This window comes from Nonomuraea sp. NPDC049684 (assembly GCF_044465345.1).
Taxonomy (GTDB): Bacteria; Actinomycetota; Actinomycetes; order Streptosporangiales; family Streptosporangiaceae; genus Nonomuraea.
On record NZ_JBITLO010000021.1, the window covers coordinates 102469 to 122574 of the forward strand.

Annotated in this window: 20 protein-coding genes; 12 read left to right on the forward strand and 8 right to left on the reverse strand. The window is 73.5% G+C overall.

The window, feature by feature from the left end:
• Positions 1 to 49: 49 nt before the first annotated feature.
• The 3 genes from ACIBST_RS43535 (at position 50) to ACIBST_RS43545 (ending at position 3745) form a co-directional block, all read left to right on the forward strand.
• Positions 50 to 1309 (forward strand): DMT family transporter, encoded by a 1260-nt coding sequence (locus ACIBST_RS43535; RefSeq protein ID WP_397179358.1) that lies wholly within the window; start codon positions 50 to 52, stop codon positions 1307 to 1309.
• Between the two features lie 196 nt (positions 1310 to 1505).
• A complete protein-coding gene (locus tag ACIBST_RS43540) occupies positions 1506 to 3206 on the forward strand; it encodes a tetratricopeptide repeat protein (RefSeq protein ID WP_397179359.1) in 1701 nt (566 codons plus the stop codon).
• Positions 3207 to 3292: 86 nt separating this feature from the next.
• Positions 3293 to 3745 carry a hypothetical protein gene (locus tag ACIBST_RS43545; protein ID WP_397179360.1) on the forward strand — a complete coding sequence of 151 codons (453 nt, stop codon included), beginning with the start codon at positions 3293 to 3295 and terminating at the stop codon, positions 3743 to 3745.
• Positions 3746 to 3759: 14 nt separating this feature from the next.
• Here ACIBST_RS43545 and ACIBST_RS43550 read toward each other — a convergent pair whose 3' ends face one another.
• From ACIBST_RS43550 to ACIBST_RS43565, 4 genes are read right to left on the reverse strand one after another with little or no spacing between them, the layout of a single operon-like run.
• Positions 3760 to 4779, reverse strand: a complete 1020-nt coding sequence (locus tag ACIBST_RS43550) for an ABC transporter ATP-binding protein (protein ID WP_397179361.1) — start codon at positions 4777 to 4779, stop codon at positions 3760 to 3762.
• Positions 4776 to 5600, reverse strand: coding sequence for an ABC transporter permease (locus ACIBST_RS43555; RefSeq protein WP_397179362.1), 825 nt, complete (start codon positions 5598 to 5600; stop codon positions 4776 to 4778). Before ACIBST_RS43555 ends, ACIBST_RS43550 begins: the two co-directional genes overlap by 4 nt.
• Positions 5597 to 6499: an ABC transporter permease gene (locus ACIBST_RS43560; RefSeq protein ID WP_397179363.1), complete on the reverse strand. Its 903-nt coding sequence runs from the start codon at positions 6497 to 6499 to the stop codon at positions 5597 to 5599. Before ACIBST_RS43560 ends, ACIBST_RS43555 begins: the two co-directional genes overlap by 4 nt.
• On the reverse strand, positions 6496 to 7581 hold the full coding sequence (locus ACIBST_RS43565; protein ID WP_397179364.1) for an extracellular solute-binding protein: 1086 nt from the start codon (positions 7579 to 7581) through the stop codon (positions 6496 to 6498). The genes ACIBST_RS43560 and ACIBST_RS43565 overlap by 4 nt, the downstream gene beginning before the upstream one ends.
• 230 nt (positions 7582 to 7811) lie before the next feature.
• On the opposite strand from ACIBST_RS43565, the gene ACIBST_RS43570 reads away from it, so the two are divergent.
• From ACIBST_RS43570 to ACIBST_RS43590, 5 genes are all read left to right on the forward strand, one after another.
• Entirely contained in the window at positions 7812 to 9269 is a 1458-nt protein-coding gene (locus ACIBST_RS43570) for an aldehyde dehydrogenase family protein (protein WP_397179365.1), read from the forward strand.
• Complete coding sequence (locus ACIBST_RS43575) at positions 9254 to 10150, forward strand: CoA transferase subunit A (RefSeq protein ID WP_397179366.1); 897 nt, start codon at positions 9254 to 9256, stop codon at positions 10148 to 10150. Before ACIBST_RS43570 ends, ACIBST_RS43575 begins: the two co-directional genes overlap by 16 nt.
• Positions 10147 to 10932: a CoA-transferase subunit beta gene (locus ACIBST_RS43580; protein ID WP_397179367.1), complete on the forward strand. Its 786-nt coding sequence runs from the start codon at positions 10147 to 10149 to the stop codon at positions 10930 to 10932. The genes ACIBST_RS43575 and ACIBST_RS43580 overlap by 4 nt, the downstream gene beginning before the upstream one ends.
• Complete coding sequence (locus ACIBST_RS43585) at positions 10929 to 11747, forward strand: citrate/2-methylcitrate synthase (protein ID WP_397179368.1); 819 nt, start codon at positions 10929 to 10931, stop codon at positions 11745 to 11747. Before ACIBST_RS43580 ends, ACIBST_RS43585 begins: the two co-directional genes overlap by 4 nt.
• Positions 11748 to 11867: 120 nt before the next feature.
• A complete protein-coding gene (locus ACIBST_RS43590; protein WP_397179369.1) occupies positions 11868 to 13019 on the forward strand; it encodes a pyridoxal phosphate-dependent aminotransferase in 1152 nt (383 codons plus the stop codon).
• A 7-nt stretch (positions 13020 to 13026) separates the two neighbouring features.
• On the opposite strand, the gene ACIBST_RS43595 is transcribed toward ACIBST_RS43590, so the two are convergent.
• Entirely contained in the window at positions 13027 to 14772 is a 1746-nt protein-coding gene (locus ACIBST_RS43595) for an NmrA family NAD(P)-binding protein (protein ID WP_397179370.1), read from the reverse strand.
• 81 nt (positions 14773 to 14853) lie between these two features.
• Between ACIBST_RS43595 and ACIBST_RS43600 the strand changes: the two genes are divergently transcribed.
• From ACIBST_RS43600 to ACIBST_RS43610, 3 genes are read left to right on the forward strand one after another with little or no spacing between them, the layout of a single operon-like run.
• Entirely contained in the window at positions 14854 to 15480 is a 627-nt protein-coding gene (locus tag ACIBST_RS43600) for a TetR/AcrR family transcriptional regulator (RefSeq protein ID WP_397179371.1), read from the forward strand.
• A gap of 15 nt (positions 15481 to 15495) precedes the next feature.
• On the forward strand, positions 15496 to 16275 hold the full coding sequence (locus ACIBST_RS43605; RefSeq protein WP_397179372.1) for a hypothetical protein: 780 nt from the start codon (positions 15496 to 15498) through the stop codon (positions 16273 to 16275).
• A gap of 11 nt (positions 16276 to 16286) precedes the next feature.
• Positions 16287 to 17027: an MBL fold metallo-hydrolase gene (locus ACIBST_RS43610; RefSeq protein WP_397179373.1), complete on the forward strand. Its 741-nt coding sequence runs from the start codon at positions 16287 to 16289 to the stop codon at positions 17025 to 17027.
• A gap of 40 nt (positions 17028 to 17067) precedes the next feature.
• Here ACIBST_RS43610 and ACIBST_RS43615 read toward each other — a convergent pair whose 3' ends face one another.
• Complete coding sequence (locus tag ACIBST_RS43615; protein ID WP_397179374.1) at positions 17068 to 17511, reverse strand: NUDIX domain-containing protein; 444 nt, start codon at positions 17509 to 17511, stop codon at positions 17068 to 17070.
• Between the two features lie 113 nt (positions 17512 to 17624).
• Between ACIBST_RS43615 and ACIBST_RS43620 the strand changes: the two genes are divergently transcribed.
• A complete protein-coding gene (locus tag ACIBST_RS43620; RefSeq protein WP_397179375.1) occupies positions 17625 to 19202 on the forward strand; it encodes an alkaline phosphatase family protein in 1578 nt (525 codons plus the stop codon).
• Positions 19203 to 19242: 40 nt separating this feature from the next.
• Here the strand turns inward: ACIBST_RS43620 and ACIBST_RS43625 are convergent, their stop codons facing one another.
• On the reverse strand, positions 19243 to 19713 hold the full coding sequence (locus ACIBST_RS43625) for a TspO/MBR family protein (protein WP_397179376.1): 471 nt from the start codon (positions 19711 to 19713) through the stop codon (positions 19243 to 19245).
• A 35-nt stretch (positions 19714 to 19748) separates the two neighbouring features.
• Entirely contained in the window at positions 19749 to 20105 is a 357-nt protein-coding gene (locus ACIBST_RS43630) for an ArsR/SmtB family transcription factor (RefSeq protein WP_397179377.1), read from the reverse strand.
• Position 20106 lies beyond the last annotated feature (1 nt).

A 20106-nucleotide genomic window follows, 5' to 3' on the forward strand; every position in this document is an offset into this window, starting at 1 on the left:
TTCGCCGCGTGCTCTGGTGAATGCATTTAGTAGTGGCATGCTCTGCTCCATGGCAGGCGTGCCCGCTCCCCGACCCCTCCTGGGAGCCGTGCTTCTGTTGTTCGTCAGCGCCGCTTGGGGGTCGGCGTTCCCGCTGATGAAGGATCTCATTCTCCGGTTACCGGTCGAGGACCTGCTGGCCGAGCGGTATCTCATCGCCGCGGTGACGCTGGTCGTCATCCGGCCGCGCTCGCTGCGGCGGCTGCCGCGCCGGACGTGGGTCAACGGGCTCGTGCTGGGGCTGCTGTTCGGCGTCGGGCAGACCGCCCAGGCGTTCGCGCTGCACAGCCTGCCCTCGGCGGTGTCGGGGTTCGCCGTCGGGTGCAGCGTGGTGATCACTCCGGTCCTGGCCCTGGTGATGTTCAGGAGCCGGGCGCCGCGGCGGGTGTGGGCCGGGGTGGTGCTCGCCATGGCGGGGATGACCGTGTTCACGCTGCTGCGCGGGGTCGAGGACCACGAGGTCTCGCTGCTCGCGCTCGGCGTCACGCTCACGGCCGCGGCGCTCTACTCGGCCCACACGCTCATGCTCGCCGAGCTGTCCAAGAAGGGCGAACGCTTCCACGCGTACGCGCTGACCACGATCCAGCTCTTCACGATCGGCATCCTCACCGGGGGCTTCGCGCTGCGCGGCGGGATCACGCTGCCGTCCAGCCTGCCCGACTGGGCGATCCTGGCGCACCTGGCCGTGGTGTCGTGCGCGCTGGGGTTCCTGGCCCGCTCGTACGGGCAGAAGCACGTGCCGGCCGTGCCCAGCGCGATCATGATGTCCTCTCAGCCCCTCTGGGTGGCCGCCATCGCGGTGATCTGGTTCCACGAGCAGGTGGGCTGGAGCATGGTGATGGGCGGCGGGCTGATGGCCGCGGCGATGCTGCTCGCCCTGCCCGAGCGGGCGGCCGGGGGAAAAGAGAGCCGGCCTGGCAGGAGCGACCTGCTGGAGGTCTCCCGCCGCGCCGCGTCGGTGCTGGCCGACCTGCGGATCAAGCGTGAGGACCGGCTGCGGTTCGAGCCGGGGCCGGCGCCGTTCATCGCCAAGAGCGCGTGCAAGGACGTCGAGGCGTGCCCGTGGAACGCCCACGCGCTCAAGGGCGGCGGGGAGCCGAGCCTGGAGCGCCTGATCGAGCGGGCGACCGCGATCGTGCGCGCCAAGAAGCTGCCGGGGCCCGGCTGCTGCCAGTCCGTCACGCTGGTCGGGCGGTGCCTGTGCACGTTGATGGAGGAATCGGAACAGGCGCGGGTCGCGGCGGTCGATCATTGGTTTCGGTCTCAATAGGCTGCGGGACGCGCACAAATGCCAGGTAGTTCTTATTCGCTAAACCGCCACTTACTCACCATAAATCTTGATATCCGGTTGGGTGTCCGAATAATGGATAGTCACACCCATCGGAGAGGCACGTCATGAAGCGCATCGTCGTCCGTAAGCCAGGCACCGCGAGGCTCGCAGGGACCGCAGGCGTCATCCACAAGGGGTGACCGAGCGCAGGTCCCACCTCAGCGTCCAGGGCGGCCCGCCCGCCCGATGGGGGGCCGTGCGGCTGCTGATGCCGGTCATCGACGCGCATCGCCGGCCGCGCGGCCCCTACACCGTGGGCGCCGCGCTGCTGCGGCGCCTGGTGCCGGACGCCCCGCGCGAGCTGCTCGCGGCCTACGACATCGAGATCCGGGCGGTCGCGCCCGAGCTGGCCGGGCAGGTGCCCGTCCGGCGGACGACCATCGACGCCGGGCTGCCGGACGAGGAGCGCATCCTGGTGCCGGCGCCCCGCCGTACGCTGAGGCTGGCCAACGGGATCGCCGAGTTCGTCCGGGCGGCCGTGCGGCCGGGCGCGACGCTCGCGGTGTGCAACGGCGCGCACGCCGACCCCACCGACACCGAGCTGCTCGACGTCCTGACCCGGCGGGTCCCGGCCGGCACGCTGGCCGTCGCGGTCTACGCCGAGGGCCCCGAGCCGCCGCCCGACGAGCGTGGCGCCGACGAGCTGTGGCTTCTGGTGGACCGTTGCATGCGCGAGGGCTTCCTGCACGCCGCGGCCGAGCTGGGGGAGCTCGGCCTGGCCCGGACCGAACCGGGGCAGGCCCCCTGGTGGCGCTTCGCCCAGCGCACCGCCACCGCGCTCGGCGGGCTCGGCCGCGTCCAGGAGGCGCGGACGCTGTGGGACCGGGCCCGCGCGGCCAGCCAGGACCCGGTCGTGCACGCCGCCGCCGCGTACGGGACGGCCATGCTCGACGCCCGCCACCCCGACCCGGCGCAGCGCGACCTGGGCAGGGCCCGCCGCTGGCTCAACGCGGCCATCGCCATCTCCAGCCTGCTGCCCGACTCCTTCGAACGGGCCTTCAAACTCGGCTTCGACCGCAACGGCCTGGCCCTGGTCGAGCTGCGGCACGGACGGCTGGAAGCCGCGCTGTCGCTGGTGGAGTCGGCCGTCGAGCTGGCCGGCGAGCTGGGCGACCGGCACCCGCTGCACCGGATGGTGCTGCTGACCAACCGCGCCCAGCTCCTCGGCGCGCTCGGCCACGCCAAGGAGGCCCTGGAGGACTACACCGCCGCCATCGCCCTGGACCCCGGCTTCCCCGACACCTACCTGGAACGCGGCAACCTGCTGTTCCGGCTGGGGGAGTCCGAGGAGGCGCTGGCCGACTACGAACGGGCCATGCGGGCCGGGCCGCCGCTGCCGGAGGCGTACTACAACCGGGCGGAGCTGCGTACCGTGCGGGGTGACGTGGAGGGAGCGCTCGCCGACCTCGGCACGGTGATCGAGCTGGACCCCGGCTACCTCGACGCCTACGTCAACCGCGCCGGGCTGCTGGCGGCGGCGGAGCGGGACGAGGAGGCCAGGGCCGACGTCACGGCCGGGCTCGCCCGCGCGCCGCGGAACCCGCACCTGCTCACCGTGCTCGGCCAGCTGGAGACGGCGGCGGGCCGCTTCGACGAGGCCGCGGCGGCCCTCGACCTGGCTCTGGAGCACGCCCCCGAGCTGGCCGCCGCCTGGGGCAACCGGGGCGTGCTGCGCTACGCCACGGGCGACGCCGAAGGCGCGCTGGCCGACCTGACCCGGGCCGTCGAGCTGGACCGGCAGCCCGACCTGTACGCCAACCGCGCCGTCGCCCTGCGCGCCCTGGGCAGGACCGCCGAGGCGGAGGCCGACGAGCTCCGCGCGGCCGCCTCCTCCTGACAGCCGTCTCCTGCTGACGGCGGCCTCCTGCTGACAGTGGCCTCCTGCTGACGGCGGCCTCCTCCTGGCAGTGGGACGATTACTGCATGACGGGGCGTATAGGGCGAGCCGCGGGGGTGTGCGGGGCACTGGGGGTGTTGTGGTGGGCCACCGCCCGGCTGACCTGGGCGGGCGTCGGCTGCGCCGACTGGGACTGCCTGGCCCCGGCACTCGGCGCCCTCCTGGCGATCAGCCTGGTCATGCTCGCCGGAGCCGCGTACGTGCTGGAGCGCGTGGACGTGCGGCCCGCGCGGCGCGCCGCCCTGGTGGCCGCCGGGGCGGCGGTGGCGTTCTGGGCGGCCGGGAAGCTGCTGCCGTCGCTGCCGTACACCGCCGCGCAGGCCGTGGGCGCCGCGGTCGTGTTCGCCGGGGCGGGGGCCGTCGCGGCGTTCGTGACCGGGCCGGGGCTCGCGTTGCGGTGGCGGGTGCTGATCGCGCTGGCGCTGGCCGGCGTGCCGTGCGGGGTGTTCGCCGTGCTCTGGTTCGGGCTCGGCGGCTGACCGCGGGGAACAGCTCAGGCGGGGAACACCTGGACGTGGTCGGGGGCGACCCGCAGGCGCACCTCGTCTCCTGGCGACAGGCCGGCGGCGGCCCTGGACGGCACGTCGGCGAAGATCACCGAGGGGCCCGCCTGGGCGTACACGCGGGTGGTGGCGCCCAGGAACACCGTCACGTCGACGACCGCCCGCGCGCCGGGGCCGTCCGGGGCCACCTCGACGTCCTCGGGGCGGAACATGCACAGGACGCGCGGCGCGGGCGCCTCGACGTCGAACGCGCCGCCCGCGGTGACCCGGCCGCCCACCGCGTCGAGTTCGAGGGTGTTGCGGTTGCCGACGAAGCCGGCGGCGAAGCGGGTGGAGGGCGCGGTGTAGATCTCCGCGGGCGGCCCGCACTGCTCGATGTCGCCGGCGTTCATCACCGCGACCCGGTCGGAGATGGCCAGGGCCTCGGCCTGGTCGTGGGTGACGAAGACGGTGGTGATGCCGACCTGGTGCTGGATGCGGCGCACCTCGTCGCGCAGGCGGTGGCGTACCTGGGCGTCCAGGGCGGACAGGGGCTCGTCCAGCAGCAGCACCTCGGGGCGGGGGCAGAGCGCGCGGGCCAGCGCGACGCGCTGCTGCTGGCCGCCGGAGAGCTGGTTCGGCAGGCGGTCGGCGAGGTGGTCGAGGCCGACGAGGTCGAGCATCTCGGCCACGCGCTCCCTGACCTCCTCCTTCGGCCGCTTCCTGACGGTCAGGGGGAAGGCGACGTTGCCGCCCACGGTGAGGTTGGGGAACAGCGCGTAGGACTGGAAGACCATGCCGATGGGCCGCTTGCGCACCGGCACGCCGGCCATGTCGGCGCCGCCGATCGTCAGCCGCCCGCCGTCGAACCCGGTCAGGCCCGCGATGCAGCGCAGCAGCGTGGTCTTGCCGCAGCCCGACGGGCCGAGCAGGGCCAGCAGCTCACCCTGCTCGACGCTGACGCTCACGCCGTTCAGCGCGGTGTGCCCGGCGTAGCGCTTGGTGATGCGGTCGAGTACGACGTGGCTCATGGAGTGGTGCCCTTCTGGACCGGAGCGGTGGCCATGGACGCGCTCACCCGTCCGCGGCCGAGCCAGACGACCAGTGCGGACAGCGCGAACAGCAGGCCGAAGGTGAAGATGGTGACGACGGCCAGCGCGTTGGGGTCGCCGAGCGTCCGGGAGACGAACTGGCGGGCCGACCAGAGCGGCAGCGTCTCGTAGCTGACGCCGGTGAGGATCTTGGCGAGCGCGAACTCGTTCATGGCGGTCGCGATGACCAGCAGCGCGCCGGAGACGACGCCGCCACGGATCGCCGGGAGGATCACGCTGACCAGCGTGCGGGCGGGCCCGGCGCCGCACGTGGCGGCGGCCTCGCTGAGCTGGACGGCCCCCGCCGCCAGCAGCGAGCTCTCCACCGCCCGGTACATGAACGGGAACGAGATCGCCGCGGTGGCCGCGGCCAGCAGCCAGAACGTGCCGAACAGCTCGGGCGCGACCGACTTGGTGACGAGCTGGAGCCCCGCCCCGACGACCACCCACGGGACGGCGAACGGGATCACCGCGATCGTCTGGACGATCGACCCGATGCGCGGGTTGTGCACGACCGACCAGTACGCGGCCGGCACCACCAGCACGATCTCGATCACCACGACGACCGCCGAGAGCGCGAGCGAGCGGCCGAGCGCGGCCATGACGTCCGGCTCGGCGAACACGCCGGCCCAGTGGGCCAGGGTGTAGCCGTCGGGCAGCGGCGTGTCGGTCCAGCGGGTGGCCACCGAGTACAGCAGGGCGGCCAGCAGCGGCAGCCCGAAGTAGACCGCCAGCAGGCCGAGGAAGAGGCGCCGTCTCACAGCCACCTCGCAGCGCGCCTGAGCGAGAGCCGGTAGAGCAGCGTCGCCCCGATGGCCAGGATCATCAGCAGCACCGACAGCACGGCGGCCCGGCCGAGGCCGAACACCGAGGACTCCAGCGTGCTGCCGATCTGCAGGGTGATGAGCTTGGTCGCGCTGGGGGAGGAGCCGATGGCGTACGCGACGGCGTAGACGCCGATCGTCCAGGTGAAGACCAGCAGCCAGCCCGCGATGACGAACGGCGCGAGCACCGGCAGGCCGACGTACCGCCAGAACTGCCATCGGGTGGCGTGGCAGACCGCGGCGGCCTCCTGCCAGTCGTCCTTGAGCACGCTGAGCGCGGGCAGCGTGAGCAGCACGAACATCGGGACGTTGAAGTAGAGGTAGACGACGTTCATGCCGTTGAAGGAGCCGAGCGAGGGGAACGGGTTGTCCTCGATCCCGAACAGGCCCTTGAGCACGAGCGTCAGCATGCCGGTCGAGCCGATCAGCGCGACGAAGCCGAAGGCCAGGCCGATGCCGGCGAAGTTCGACGCGACGTTCATCAGCGACAGCCAGAAGGCCCGGCCGCCGAGGCGCATCCGGGTGATCAGCCAGGCGGCGGGCGCGCCGAGCGCGGTGGCCAGCGTGGCCTGGGTCAGGCCGAGCGCGAGCGAGCCGCCGATCGCCTGGCGGTCCACCGGGTTCCGCGCCACCTTGACGATGTGGTCGAGGCCGTAGCCGCCGCCCGGCAGCGCGAAGGTGTCGTGCAGCAGCCGCAGCGCCGGCAGCACCAGCGTGGCCAGCGTGAACGCCAGCAGCGGCAGGGCCGGGCCCCAGGCGGTGAACAGCCTGCCCGGGGCCCTGCGGCGCGCGGCGGCCGGGGGAGCCGCCACGGACTCCGTGATGTGGGACGTCACGCGAGGACCTTCGCCTCCCAGTCGGCGACGATCTGCTCGGGATTGACCTTCGTGATCTCGATCTCCTTGACCGGCGCGTACGACTCCTCGGGCAGCCAGTTGGCCTTGGCGTCGGCCGGGAGCCGCAGGTCGCCGTTGAGCGCGCGGACGGGCCGGGCGCCGAACTTGGCGAACAGCGTCTGGGCCTCGTCGGAGAGCACGTAGTCGAGCAGGCCCTTGAGGAAGTCGCCCTTGGCCGTGTTGTACTTGTTGATCATCATTCCGGACGGCGACCAGACCGAGCCGTCGGAGGGGATGATCACCTCCACGTTGACGCTCTTGGCCTTCAGCGCCGCCTTCTGGGCCAGGCCGTTGAAGTCGTAGTTGATCTGGATGGGGGCCTCGCCCTTCTCCAGGGTCTCCTCGCTCATCTTGACGTCGCTGAGGTTGCCGGCGTCCTTGAGCTTCTTGAAGTAGGTGTAGGCGGGGGTCAGGTCGTCCACCGAGCCGCCGTTCGCCACCGCGGCGGCGACGACCATGGCCTGGCCGGTGCCGGAGGAGGCCGGGTTCTTGATGGCGATCTGGCCCTTGTACTCGGGCTTGAGCAGGTCCTGCCAGCTCTTGGGCGGGTTGCTCACCTTGTCGGTGTTGACCACGAAGGCGGGCGCGCCCACGAACGTGGCGACCCAGCCGCCCTTGCCCTTCTGCCAGTCCTTCAGCTTGCCCGCCGACGGCGGCAGGTACGCCGGCACCACGCCCTTGGCCTCGGCCACCGGCCCCCACATGAGGCCGATGTCGCTGGCCGTGCCGATCGGGTTGTCCTTCTCGGCGTCGAACTTGACGATCTCCTCCGAGGAGGACATGTCGGTGTCCTTGTGGGCGCAGGTGCCCTGGTACTTGGCGCAGAACGTCTTGACGACCTCGCCGTAGTTGGCCCAGTCGGGGGCCAGGCCGTAGGTCGGCAGGTCCTTGCCCTGGGCGGCGATCTTGCTGGTGTCCGGGGCGGCGGACCAGTCGTATTCACCGGCGCCGGCCGAACTGCCGCACGCGGTGAGGGCGAAAAGGGATGAGGCGGCAATTACCGCCCATGTGCGATGCTTCATATGGACCCTCGGTTAATTCCGGGTGAATTCGACAAGTGCCGTGAGCAGGTCTTTTCCCCGGCATGTCTAGTGCAGCGGAACGGTCCGGCCAATGCGTGATTTGCCTATCGCCGCTATAGGCGGAGCCATATAACGGCTGCCTATCGGGGGCATCGGTCTAATCCCCCTTGTCCGGAACATCCCAGGCCGTGAGGCTTTGCCGTATCAGAAGTTGACCGGAAAGGAACCCGATGGCGACGATCCCGAGTCGCTACCTGCTCAACCACATCGGCGGCGAATGGCGTGCCCCCGAGAGCGGGCAGACCCGGCCGAACATCAACCCCGGCGACCTCTCCGACCACATCGGGGACTTCGCCGAGTCCGGTGGCGCGGACGTCGAGCTGGCCGTGGAGGCCGCCGCGGCGGCGATGCCGGAGTGGAAGGGACTCGGGCCGATCAAGCGCGCCGAGTACCTGCGCGCCGCCGAGCGCCTGATCGAGGAGCGGGCCGAGGACTTCGCCCAGGCGATCACGCGTGAGCAGGGCAAACTCATCAAGGAGGCGCGCGGCGAGGTCCGGCGGGCCCTGGCCATCCTCGACTTCACCGCGGGCGAGGGGCGCAGGCTGAAGGGCGAGACGCTGCCCGCCGAGGAGCCGCGCACGTTCTCCTATACCTTCCGCGCGCCCATCGGCGTGGTCGGCCTGGTGACGCCGTGGAACTTCCCGCTCGCCATCCCCATGTGGAAGGTCGCCCCGGCGCTGCTGGCCGGGTGCGGGGCGGTGCTCAAGCCGTCGCCGTTCACGCCGCTGACCTCCGCGCTGCTGGTGGAGGCGTTCGTGGACGCGGGCGTCCCGGCCGGGGTGCTCAACCTCGTGCAGGGCGACATCGCGGCGGGCGAGGCGCTGGTGACGCATCCCCGCGTGGCCGGGATCAGCTTCACCGGCTCGCTGCCCGTCGGCCTGGCCATCCACCAGGCCGGCGCGCCGCGGCTGCTGCGCACCCAGCTCGAACTGGGCGGCAAGAACGCGGTCCTGGTGCTCGCGGACGCCGACCTGGACAAGGCGGTCAAGGCCACCGTGTTCGGCGCGTTCGGGCAGTCGGGGCAGCGGTGCAGCGCCACCTCGCGGGTGATCGTCGACCGGGCCGTCAAGGAGGAGTTCCTGTCACGGCTGGTCGCCGAGGTGGCCCGGCTCAAGGTCGGGCCGGGCCTGTCGGAGGAGGCCACGATCGGCCCGGTCGTGAACGAGACCCGCATGCGCGCCTGCCTGGACGCGGTCAAGGCCGCGCAGGAGGCCGGGGCGAAGGTCGCCGTCGGCGGCGAGCGGCACACCGAGGGCGTGCCCGAGGGCTGCTACGTGCAGCCGACCGTGCTGCGCGACGTGCCCTGGGACAGCGAGATCGCCCAGGAGGAGATCTTCGGCCCGGTGTTGTCCGTGGTGGACTGCGACGGCTTCGACGACGCCATGCGCATCTCCAACTCGGTCAGGTACGGCATGAGCGGCACGATCTTCACCCAGGACCCGGCGACCATCTTCGAGGCCCTGGACCGCTTCGAGGCGGGCATGCTGCACGTCAACCGGCCCGGCGTCGGCGCGTACGCGCACCTGCCGCACATGGGCGCCAAGCTGTCGCAGTTCGGCCCGCCCGAGTGCTCGCCGCAGGTCTGGGACTTCTACACCGAGTGGCGGTCGGCGTGCATAAGTTACTGACGGCCGCCGAGGCCGTCGCCCGGCACGTCCCCGCCGGGGCCGTCGTCGGGATGGGCGGCCAGAACATCAACCGGTGCCCGATGGCGCTGGTGCACGAGGTGATCAGGCAGGGGATCGGCGGGCTGACCGTGGTCGGCTGCAACCTGTCGCTGCCGCTCGACATGCTGGTGGCCGCGGGCCTGGTGGTCCGCACCGAGCAGGGCACCGGCAACCTGGAACGTTACGGCACGCTGTTCGCCTGGCGCCGGGCCGTCGAGCGCGGCGAGGTCGGCGTCGGCGACCACTCGCACCTGGCGATGGCCACCCGCTTCGCGGCGGGCGCCGTCGGGGTGCCCTTCCTGCCGACGCGCAGCCTGCTCGGCACCGACCTGCTGGCCGACCTGGTCTCGGACGGGGTGGCGGTGGAGTCGGCCGATCCGTGGACGGGCCGGCCGGTCGTGCTGCTGCGGGCGATGACGCCGGACGTGGCGATCATCCACGCGAACCGCGCCGACCTGGCCGGGAACGTGGTGATCGAGGGGGTGACCTCCCACGAGGTGGACATGGTCAGGGCCGCCCGCGCCACGATCGTCTCGGCCGAGGAGGTGCTGCCCGCCGGGGCGTTCGCCGACCGGCCCGAGCGGGTCACCATCCCGGAGGCGTACGTGACGGCGGTCGTCCACCAGCCTTTCGGCGCCTTCCCGACCTCCGTCTACCGCGCGTACGACTTCGCCGAGCCGGAGATCAAGGAGTACCAGGCGCTGGGCCGGGCCGGGGACGCCGAGCTGCGCGAGTGGATCGGGGCCAACCTGGGCGCGTCCTTCGACGACTACCTCAGGGCCCGCGACCCGGCGGGCACGCTCAGGGCCGGGCTGACCGAGCAGATGGGGAGGCTGGTGTGAGCGCGTCCGCGGAGTGGGCCGCCCTGCCGCGGGAGTTGCTGGTCGTCGAGGGCGCCCGGCAGATCCGCGACGGCGACCTGGTGATCGTCGGCACCGGCCTGCCGCTGCTGGCCGCCACGCTCGCCCAGCGCACCCACGCGCCGGAGGCCAAGCTCGTCATCGAGTCGGGGGTGATGTTCCCGAAGGTCGTGCCGACGCCGGTGTCCGTGGTCGATCCGCGGCTGATGCGCGGCGCCGCGCGGCACGGGTCGCTGTTCGAGGCGCTGGGCGGGCTGGTGCAGCGCGGCCTGGTCCGTACGGGGTTCCTCGGCGGAGCCCAGGTGGACGAGTACGCCAACATCAACTCCACCTGGGTCCCGAGGCCGGACGGCTCGCGGGTGCGGCTGCCCGGCAGCGGCGGCGCCAATGACATCGCCAGCCACTGCCGGCAGGTGGTGATCCTGACCGACCACGAGAAGCGGCGCTTTCCCGCCCGCTGTGACTACGTCACCAGCCCGGGGTTCCTGGGCGGGCCGGGGGAGCGGGCCAAGGCCGGGCTCGGGCCGTTGCGCGTCAAGGTCGTCACCGACCTGTGCGTGATGGAGGCCGAGGACTCGGCGCTGACCGTGACGGCGCTCATGCCGGGGGCGAGCGTCACGGACGTACTCCACAACACCGGCTTTACCCCGAAATTTCGGGATTCATTGGAAATTGTGGTGCCGCCGGACTCCGAGGACCTCCGCCTGCTGCGCGAGGAGATCGACCCGGCGTGCGTGTACTTCCCTGAAAGGAAAGCCCGTTGACCGACAAGAAGCCGTTCGCCTGGGAGACGGCGATCGCCTGGAAGAACAAGGACCGGATCGTCGTGCGCGGGTACGACGTGAACGAGCTGACCGGCAACATCTCCTTCGCCGACCACTTCCACCTGGTGCTGCGCGGCGAGCTGCCGACCCCCGAGGTGGGCCGGATGACCGAGGCGATCCTGGTGAACATGGCCGAGCACGCCATGTCGCCCTCCTCGGCCACCGTGCGCTTCGCCACCTCCGGCGGCGCCGAGCTGAACGCGGCCGTCGCGGCGGGCGTCGCCGGCATCGGCCGGCTGCACGGCACCGCCGACCGGCCCGCCGAGATGTTCCTCGCGGTCGGCGAGCGGGCCGAGCGCGACGGGCTGAGCGACGCGGAGGCCGCCGCCAAGGTCGTCGCCGAGATGCGCGAACGCCGCGAGCGCATGCCCGGGTTCCACCACGCCCAGCACATCCGCGACCCGCGTACCGCCCGCCTGCTGGAGCTCTCGGACGAGCTGGGCGTCACCGGCCGGTACGTCGGCATCGCCCGCGCGATGGAGGAGGCCACCGAGGGCGTCTTCGGCCGCCGCATCTGGCTCAACGGCCCCGGCTCGATGGGCTGTGTCGGCCTCGACATGGGGTACGAGCCGCTGCAGCTCAAGGCCATGTTCATCGTGTGCAGGTCGTTGTCGCTGTGCGCGCACTCGATCGAGGAGATGACCAGGGAGAAGGGCTGGCGGGCCTCGGCCAACTCCGACATGGTCCAGCCGCTGGACCTGTCGATGCAGGGGCCGGACCACTACGACGGCCCGGCCGACCGCACCCTGGCCTGAGGCTAACCGGCCCGGCCGCCGCCGCGCCTCCGCGCCGCCCCTTGACACCCGCGTCCTCACTGGAGGACCGTGGGTGCCTCAAGGTGTTCCGTATACGGAACGAGGCATGGAGGTGCGGTCATGCGGCCCAATTCCCGGTTCGCGCAGGTGCAGCCGTTCGACATCGACAAGGTGGCCGCGGCCGCCGGCGCGGACGCCGACGTCCTGCGCCTGGAGAACCTCGACACCGACGTCCCGCCCCCGCCGTCCGCCGTGGCCGCGACCAGGCGGTCACTGGAGGAGGGGACGGGCAACAGCTGGCTGCCGTTCACCGGGCTGCCGGTGTTGTGCCAGGCCGTCGCCGCCGAGCTGCGGGCGCGTACCGGGCTCGACTACGACCCCCTGCGGCAGGTGTGCATCACCTCCGGCGGGACGTCGGCGGTGATGCCCGTGCTGCTGGCCACGACCGAGCCGGGCGAGCCGGTGCTGCTCACCGACCCCACCTACGCCGGCCTGCTGCAGCGGGTGCGGCTGTCGGGCGCGCGCCCGCGCCTGGTGCCGCTGCTGGTGCAGGACGGGCGCTGGCGGCTCGACCGCGAGGCGCTCGCCCGGGTGCCCGCCGCGGCGGCGCTGCTGCTGATGAGCCCGTCGATGCCGTCGGGCGTGGTCTTCGACCGGGAGGACTGGGAGGCCGTCGCGCGGGTGTGCGAGCGTACCGGCGCGTACCTGATCTACGACGCCGCCATGGAGCGCATCGTCTTCGACGGCCACCCGCGGATCAACCCCTGCCAGGTGGACGGCCTGGCCGAGCGCACGATCATCATCGGGTCGATGTCCAAGGAGTACCGGATGATCGGCTGGCGGATCGGCTGGGTCGCCGGCCCGGCCGACATCATGTCCCGGATCATGGTCGCGACCATCTACAACACCACCGTGGCCAGCGGATACCACCAGTACGGCGCCGCCGCCGCGCTCACCGACCCGGCGGGCGCGGGGGTGGCGGAGGCGGCGGCCGAGTACCAGGCCCGCCACGACACCGTGCTCGCCCAGCTCGACGGGCTGCCGGTGGTCCGGGCGGGCGGCGGCTGGTCCGTCCTGGTGGACGCCGCGGCCATGGGGCTGACCGCCGAGGACCTGTCGGCCCGCCTGCTGGACCGCGGGCGCGTGGCGGCCACCCCCATGACGGCCTGGGGCGAGAGCGTGGCCCCCCGGTACGTCCGGCTCGTCTACAGCGCCGAGCCGGTCGGCCGCCTGTCGGAGCTGCGCGCCCGCTTCGAGGCGGCGCTGTCCTGACCCGGGGTCAGCGGAGGAGCCGGTCGCGCAGGAAGGACTCGAACGTGCGCAGGCCGGGGTGGCGGGCCCGGAGGGCGGCGACGTCGGCCTGGTAGCCGCTCTCCAGGAACCACTCGTACATGCGCTCCCCGCCGGGCGCGGTCTGCTCGAACCGGGTGGGCGTGCCGGTGACCCGCTGGTAGACCTCGGCGATCTCGGCGCCGGTGAGCTCCTCGCTCGCGATCTCCAGCGCCCGGCCCGCGTACTCCACCGGACGCTCGAACGCCTCCGCCGCGAAGTGGGCGATGTCGTCGGGCGCGACGAGCTGCATGCGCCGGAACGGCAGCGCGATGACCCGCTCGTCCCCGGCGGGCTCGGCGTAGTACAGCAGGTTCGTCATGAAGAACGTCGGGCGCAGCACCGTCGCCCGCAGGCCCAGCCCGGCGACGTGCCGCTCGATCGCCCACTTGCTCGCGAAGTGCTCGATGCCGGTGTCGCGTTCGGCGCCGCCGACCGAGCTGTAGACCAGGTGCGCCAGGCCCAGCCCGGCGGCCAGGTCGGCGACCGCGACGCCCTGGCGCACCTCGCGGGCCAGCTCCTCCGCCGTCACGGCCAGGGCCTGCACGCTGAACACGCCGTGCACGCCGGTCATGGCCGTCCGGAGCGAGGCGGGGTCGTCCAGGTCGCCCGTGGCCAGGGTGGCGCCGAGCGCGGCCAGGGCCCGGGCGGCGTCCGAGGCCGGGTCCCTGACCAGGGCGCGGACCGTCCAGCCGCGGGCCAGCAGGGTCCGGGCCACCGCGCCGCCCTGGTTCCCGGTGGCGCCGGTGACCAGGATCGTCCTGGCCCGCGCGGGCAGCAGCAGCGTCTTCCCGGTGACCGCGCGGGCCTCGACGGCGGCGTGCGCCTCGGCCGCCGCCTCCAGGGGCAGCACGTTGCCGACCGTGGGCCGCAGGCGGCCGGCGGCGGCCAGCTCCAGGGCCTCGCGGGCCAGCTCGCGCGGGTCGGCCGCGGGCCAGGCGACGGCGGTCACGCGGGGGGAGGGGGCGGTCATGGGGCCGCCGGCCATGCCGTACGCGCTGAGCCGGCCGCCGTCCTTCAGCAGGTCCTGCGCCCGGGCGCCGATCTCGCCGCCCACGCCGTCGAAGACGACGTCCAGGCCGCCGGTCGCGGCGCGCACCTCGTCGGCCCAGCCCGGGGCGGTGTAGTCGACCGTCAGCTCGGCGCCGAGGCCGGCGGCCAGCTCGCGCTTGGCGGCGCTGCCGGCCGCGCCGACCACGCGCGCCCCCGCGGCGCGGGCGAGCTGCACCAGCAGGCTGCCCACCCCGCCGCCGGCCGCCTCCACCAGCACCCACTCGCCGGGCCGCGGCGCGGCGGCGCGGATCAGCCCCACGGCGGTGCGCCCGTCGGCCAGCAACGCCACGGCCTCGCGCGGCGACAGCCCGGCGGGCACCGGGATCAGGTCCTCGGCGGCGGCCACCGCCAGCTCGGCGTAGCCGCCGTACCCGCCGAGCGTGGTGACCACCAGGGAGCCCGTCAGCGCCGCGTCCACGCCCTCGCCCACCGCCAGGACGGTGCCCGCCACCCCGTTGCCCAGGACCGCGGGGAGCTCGGCCGCGCGCGGCCCCCGTCCGGCGCGCACCTGCGTCTCCACGAACGTGACGCCCGCGACCGCCACCTCGACCAGCACCTGACCCGGCCCCGGGACGGGGTCGGGCACCTCCTCCACGACGAGCGATCCCGGCCCGCCGATCTCCCGCAGAACCACCGCACGCATGACAGACCTCCTTTATCGGAGCGCTTCACTCCGGAAAGAACCGTATATCGGAGCGCAACGCTCCGCAATATCCTGTACGGCATGGCAGGACGCGGCAGGCAGGCCGAGGCGGCGCGGAACGATCTGCGACTGCTCCAGGCGGCCCACGAGGTGTTCACGACCCAGGGGTTCGACGCGCCGGTCTCGGCCATCGCCAGGCAGGCGGGCGTCGGCATGGGCAGCCTCTACCGGCGCTACCGCACCAAGGAGGAGCTGCTCCAGCGGCTGTGCCTGATCTCCATGGAACGCGTGGTCGGCCATCTTGAATCGGCCCTGGCCGAGCCCGACCCGTGGACCGGGCTGGAGTCGTACGTGCGCGCCTGCGTCGCCGGCCGCTCCGGCGCGCTGGCCCCGGTGGCGGGCACGATCGAGGTCACCGACGAGATGTGGCGCACCTCCCGCCGGGCCACCGAGCTGGCCGGCGCCCTCGTCGCCAGGGCCCGCGAGGCCGGCGCGCTGCGGCCCGACGTGACCACGCTCGACGTCTCGCTGCTCATCGAGCAGTTCAGCAGGCCCGCGCCCGGCCCGCCGAGCGAGGAGCACCAGCGGGTCAAGGAACGCCTGCTGGCCATCGCGCTCGACGGCCTGCGCGCCCCCGGCGCGACCCCGCTGCCCGGCGAGCCGCCGAGCGCGGAGTGGTACGAAGGGCGCTGGCGGACCGCCCCGTAGGTCTACGGTGGGACGGTGGCCTTCAACGACCTGCTGAAAGACCTCCAAGACAGCGCCGGAGCACAGGCCGCGGGCATCAGGCGCGGCTACGGCGGCCCGCCCGCCCGGACGCTGAGCGTGCGCTCAGGCCCGGCCCGGTTGCGCTGCGCCTCGCTGCTCAAGCCGCTCTACGCCTGGGTGGCCGCCGACCACATCGACGACGCCGACCGCTGGCGCCGCCACGCCGAGCCCGCCGTCGTCGTCTCCTCCAACGCCGACACGCTCAGCCTCTGGCTGTCCATCGGCCCCCGCGTGCTGCTGGACGACCTCTACCGGCGCACCGGCGTACGGTGGGCCCAGCCGGGCGGCGACCCGTCGCGCTTCGGCTCGGTGGAGGTCTCGGCCGAGGAGGTCGCCGCCGCCTACACCGTGTTCGCGCAGGCCGCGGCGGCGGGCGACCCGGTGGCGGCCACCGTCCTGGCCTGGATGCGGCAGGTGGCGGGCGAGCAGACGTTCGGCGCCCGTGAGGCGCTCGGCTCGCCCGAGGCCGGGATCAAGTGCGGCTGGTACGGCGCCCCCGACGAGACCTGCCTGCGCACCCACGCCGTCGCCGTCCTGCCGCGCGGCGGCACCCGGGCCACCGTGGTCGTGGCGATGACCGCGCTGCCCTACACCGGCGAGCGCGACCGCGAGTCCTACCACGCCCGCATCGCCCAGGGCCTGCCGGTCGAGTCCGTGCACGAGGGCCTGGCCGGGCCGCTGCTGCGGGGGCTGATGTCCACCACGCTGGCCGAGCTGGGGCACCGGCCCCGCTAGAGTCGGGGATCATGCGGATCACAGTGCTGGGCGGGTGCGGGGCGTGGCCGGCGGCGGGCCAGGCGTGCAGCGGTTACCTGGTCGAGCACGACGGTTTCCGCCTGTTCGTCGATCCCGGCTACGCCACGCTGCCGCGGCTGCTCGAAACCACGCCGGCCGAGCGGGTCGACGCCGTCCTGGTCAGCCACGGCCACCCTGACCACTGCTCCGACCTCAACCCGCTGCTGCGCGCCCGCGCCCTGGGCGACGCCCCGCCGGCCGCGCTGCCCGTGCACGCGCCGCCCGGCGCGCTCGACGCCGTGCTCGCGCTCGACCGGCGCGGCATGCTGGCCGGCAGCTTCGAGCTGCACGACCTGGAGCCGGGCAAACCGCGCGAGATCGGTCCCTTCCGGCTCGACGCCTTCTCGCTGCCGCACCACGTGCCCAACGCCGGGCTGCGCCTGAGCGCGGGCGGCCGGGTGATCGCCTACACCGGCGACACCGGCCCGTCCGCCGACCTCGTCACGCTGGCCGCCGACGCCGACCTGCTGGTGGCCGAGGCGACCTATCCCGAGCAGGTGCCCGGCGAGGACGCCCCCTACCTGTCCAGCGCCCTCGACGCGGGCCGCACCGCCGCGGCGGCCGGGGCCGCCCGGCTGCTGCTCACCCACCTGTGGCCCGGCACCCGGCCCGAGCCGGCGCTGGCGGCGGCGGCCAGGTCCTACGCGGGCGACCTCGCGGTGGCCACGGCGGGCCGCACGATCGAGGTGTAGCAGCGGGTTCAGCGTCGCGCGGCGGCGGTTCGGCGGCGGTTCAGCGTCGCGCGGCGGCGCGCAGGGCGGCCACGACGGCGGCCAGCTCCGGCGGTTCGACGCCGGGCGGCAGCTCCTCGGCCCAGATGTGACCGCGGTAGACGCCCAGCTCTTCCTCGGTGAGGGCGGCGGGGGTCACCCGCGGGCGCGCCTCGTCGAAGGTGGCCAGGAAGAACGGCTCGGTCTTCACGTAGCGCACGCCCAGCCAGGAGAAGTCGCGCTCGACGTCCACCCGGTGCTCGCCGACGGCCGAGCCGGGCAGCCCGGTCTCCTCGGCCAGCTCGCGCCGGGCGGCCTCCAGCGGCGTCTCGCCCGGGTCGAGGCCGCCGCCCGGCGGTTCCCACACGTCGGCGCCGCTGACCGGGTCGTACCAGTGCATGAGCAGGACGCGCCCGTCGCGGTCGAGGCAGACGACGCGGGCGGCGGGACGCTGGCTACTGCCCATTTGGGCCCCCTTTTCCCTCTATGGCGTCCATCGGAAAGACGCTATTCACGCACCCGCCCGACGCTGGAGATCCTTCAGCCGGATCACCCCAGCACTCAGCGAGGAGTACGTCCATGCAACGATGGCGCATCCTGCCCGCTCTCGTGGCCGCGGCCGTGTCGGTCCCCGCGCCGGCGGCCCTGGCGCATCAGGCGGCCGATCCCGCGCCCGCGCCCGAGGGCAAGGTCCTCAACGGCGCGACCGCCCTGGCCGCGCCCGTGCCCGTGCCCGACGTCCCGAACGGCGTCAGCAGCGACAAGGTCCTGGTCATCGGCCTCGACGGCCTGCGCCACGACCGCATCGCCCCCGCCGACGCCCCCAACCTCGACGCCCTGATCAGCGGCGGCACGTTCGGCACGAGCCTGCTCTACACCAGCCCGATGGCCGCCACCTCCAGCGGCCCCGGCTGGTCCACGATCGCCACCGGCGTCTGGCCCGACCTGCACGGCGTCAAGGACAACACCTTCGCCGGCAAGCACTACGACCGCTACCCCGACTTCCTGACCAGGCTGGAGAACACCGCCGCCGGCTACTCCACCTACGCCGCCCTGGACTGGAAGCCGCTCGCCGACCAGGGCACGTTCGGCCCCCGGATCGACGCCCGGGTCGTCCTGGACGGCGACGCCGACGGCTACCCGGCCGAGGACGAGCGCCTCACCCAGGTCAGCGAGACCGTCCTGCGCACGAAGAACCCGGACGCCGCCTTCGTCTACCTGGGCGCGATCGACATCGCCGGGCACGACAGCGGCGCCGGCTCGGCCGCCTACCTGGCCGCCGTCCACGACGCCGACGCCCGGATCGGCCGGCTGCTGGCCGCGGTCAGGGCCAGGCCGACGTACGCGGGGGAGCGCTGGACGGTGATCGTGGCCACCGACCACGGGCATACCGACGCGGGCGGGCACGGCGGGTCCTCGATCGAGGAGCGCCGCACGTTCGTCCTGGCCAGCGGGCCGGGCATCGCCGCCGGGGCGCGGCCGGCCGACACGCGCCTGGTGGACGTGACGGCCGCGGTCTTCACCGGACTGGGGCTGGCCGTGCCGGGCGGGATCGACGGCCGGCGGGTCGATGTCAGGACCGGCGACCCGTTCGAGGGCGTCGCGCTGTCCGGCAGGACCGACGAGACCGGCATCCCGGCCGGCGTGCTCGGCTACTCGCACACGCCGCCCGCGGGCTGGTCGGTGGACGCGTCCAGGATGCCGTCGGGCGGCGTTCAGGAGTGGCGCGGCTGGGCGTTCACCACCGACGAGTTCTGGTCGCGGGCGGCCCGTGACCAGCAGCGGGAGCTGAACGTCCGGTCCAGGGGCACCTTCGCGGTGGCCGACTCCGACGAATGGGACGACAAGTCGCACGGCGCCGGGACGTTCGACTCGACGCTCGTCTCGCCCGCCTACACCGTGACCGGCCGGACGTCCGTCACCCTCGCCTACGCCACCCACTACCGCGTGGACGGCGCGCAGAAGGCGCAGGTGCTCGTGTCGTTCGACGGCGGCGCGGACACGCTGGTGAAGAACTACACGGCCGACGCGGTCGCCAGGAACGAGTCGCTGCAGGTGACCGTGCCGGCCGGGGCCAGGTCGATGAGGGTCAAGTTCCACTACTTCGACGCGACCAACAACTGGTACTGGGCGGTGGACGACCTGCGCGTCTCCTGACCGCGCAGGCGGGGGCCCCGCCTGCGGGCGGGGTTCCCGGTCAGGGGTTGCGGGCGGCGATGGAGGCGTTGAGCGCGGTGGCGAAGGCCGTCCAGCCGACGTAGGGCAGCAGGGCCAGCCCGGCGCGGCGGTCGGCGCGCAGGAAGCGGCGCAGCAGCACGACGTTGGCCGCGTCGAGCGCGACGATGTCGGCCAGCGCCAGGCGCGGTGAGCGGGCGCGGAAGAACAGCGGGGTCCAGGCGGCGTTGAGCGCCAGGTTGGCGCCCAGGGCGCGGGCCAGGCCGGCCCGGTCGTCGCCGCTGGTCAGGGCGCGCGCGCCGGCGTAGGCGATGAGGGCGTAGACCGGCGTCCAGACCAGGCCGAACGCCTGCGCGGGCGGCTGCCAGCGGGGCTTGCGCAGCCGGCGGTACCAGGCCGAGCCGGAGGAGGTGGCCAGGCCGCCGAGCGTGGCCGTGGCGGTGACCGCGGCCGTGGTGGCGAGGAGGTTACGGGCGAACGGGCGCATCTGCATGGCCCCGCCCCTACCCGGCAGGGCCGTCGCATGCCCTAAACGCCCTCCGGCTCCTCGACGACGAGAGCGAGCAGGCCGGGGAAGCGTTCGTCGAACTCCGCGCGGCGCAGCCGGTTGAGCCGGCGCGCGCCTTCGTCGCGCTGCTCCAGCAGGCCGACCTGGCGCAGCACCCCGAAGTGGTGGCTGAGCGTGGACTTGGCCACCCGCAGGTGGGCGAACGTGCCGCAGGCGCGCGCCCAGTCGGGCTCCCCGGCCAGCTCGCGGACGATGCGGCGGCGGACCGGGTCGCCGAGCGCGTCGAGGGCGGCCTGCAGCGACACCTCCACGGGCGAGGTGTGGGTCAGGCCGCGCGCCCTGTTCGATGGTGGTCGAACATTGGTGTAGTGTTCCATC

Excerpts from the sequence above, each read along its gene's own strand:
- ACIBST_RS43535 (WP_397179358.1), top strand. The coding sequence starts at position 50 with ATGGCAGGCGTGCCCGCTCCCCGACCCCTCCTGGGAGCCGTGCTTCTG.
- ACIBST_RS43550 (WP_397179361.1), bottom strand. The coding sequence starts at position 4,779 with ATGAGCCACGTCGTACTCGACCGCATCACCAAGCGCTACGCCGGGCAC.
- ACIBST_RS43630 (WP_397179377.1), bottom strand. The coding sequence starts at position 20,105 with ATGGAACACTACACCAATGTTCGACCACCATCGAACAGGGCGCGCGGC.
- ACIBST_RS43615 (WP_397179374.1), bottom strand. The coding sequence starts at position 17,511 with ATGGGCAGTAGCCAGCGTCCCGCCGCCCGCGTCGTCTGCCTCGACCGC.
- ACIBST_RS43595 (WP_397179370.1), bottom strand. The coding sequence starts at position 14,772 with ATGCGTGCGGTGGTTCTGCGGGAGATCGGCGGGCCGGGATCGCTCGTC.
- ACIBST_RS43545 (WP_397179360.1), top strand. The coding sequence starts at position 3,293 with ATGACGGGGCGTATAGGGCGAGCCGCGGGGGTGTGCGGGGCACTGGGG.
- ACIBST_RS43620 (WP_397179375.1), top strand. The coding sequence starts at position 17,625 with ATGCAACGATGGCGCATCCTGCCCGCTCTCGTGGCCGCGGCCGTGTCG.
- ACIBST_RS43600 (WP_397179371.1), top strand. The coding sequence starts at position 14,854 with ATGGCAGGACGCGGCAGGCAGGCCGAGGCGGCGCGGAACGATCTGCGA.
- ACIBST_RS43625 (WP_397179376.1), bottom strand. The coding sequence starts at position 19,713 with ATGCAGATGCGCCCGTTCGCCCGTAACCTCCTCGCCACCACGGCCGCG.
- ACIBST_RS43570 (WP_397179365.1), top strand. The coding sequence starts at position 7,812 with ATGGCGACGATCCCGAGTCGCTACCTGCTCAACCACATCGGCGGCGAA.
- ACIBST_RS43565 (WP_397179364.1), bottom strand. The coding sequence starts at position 7,581 with ATGAAGCATCGCACATGGGCGGTAATTGCCGCCTCATCCCTTTTCGCC.
- ACIBST_RS43610 (WP_397179373.1), top strand. The coding sequence starts at position 16,287 with ATGCGGATCACAGTGCTGGGCGGGTGCGGGGCGTGGCCGGCGGCGGGC.
- ACIBST_RS43590 (WP_397179369.1), top strand. The coding sequence starts at position 11,868 with ATGCGGCCCAATTCCCGGTTCGCGCAGGTGCAGCCGTTCGACATCGAC.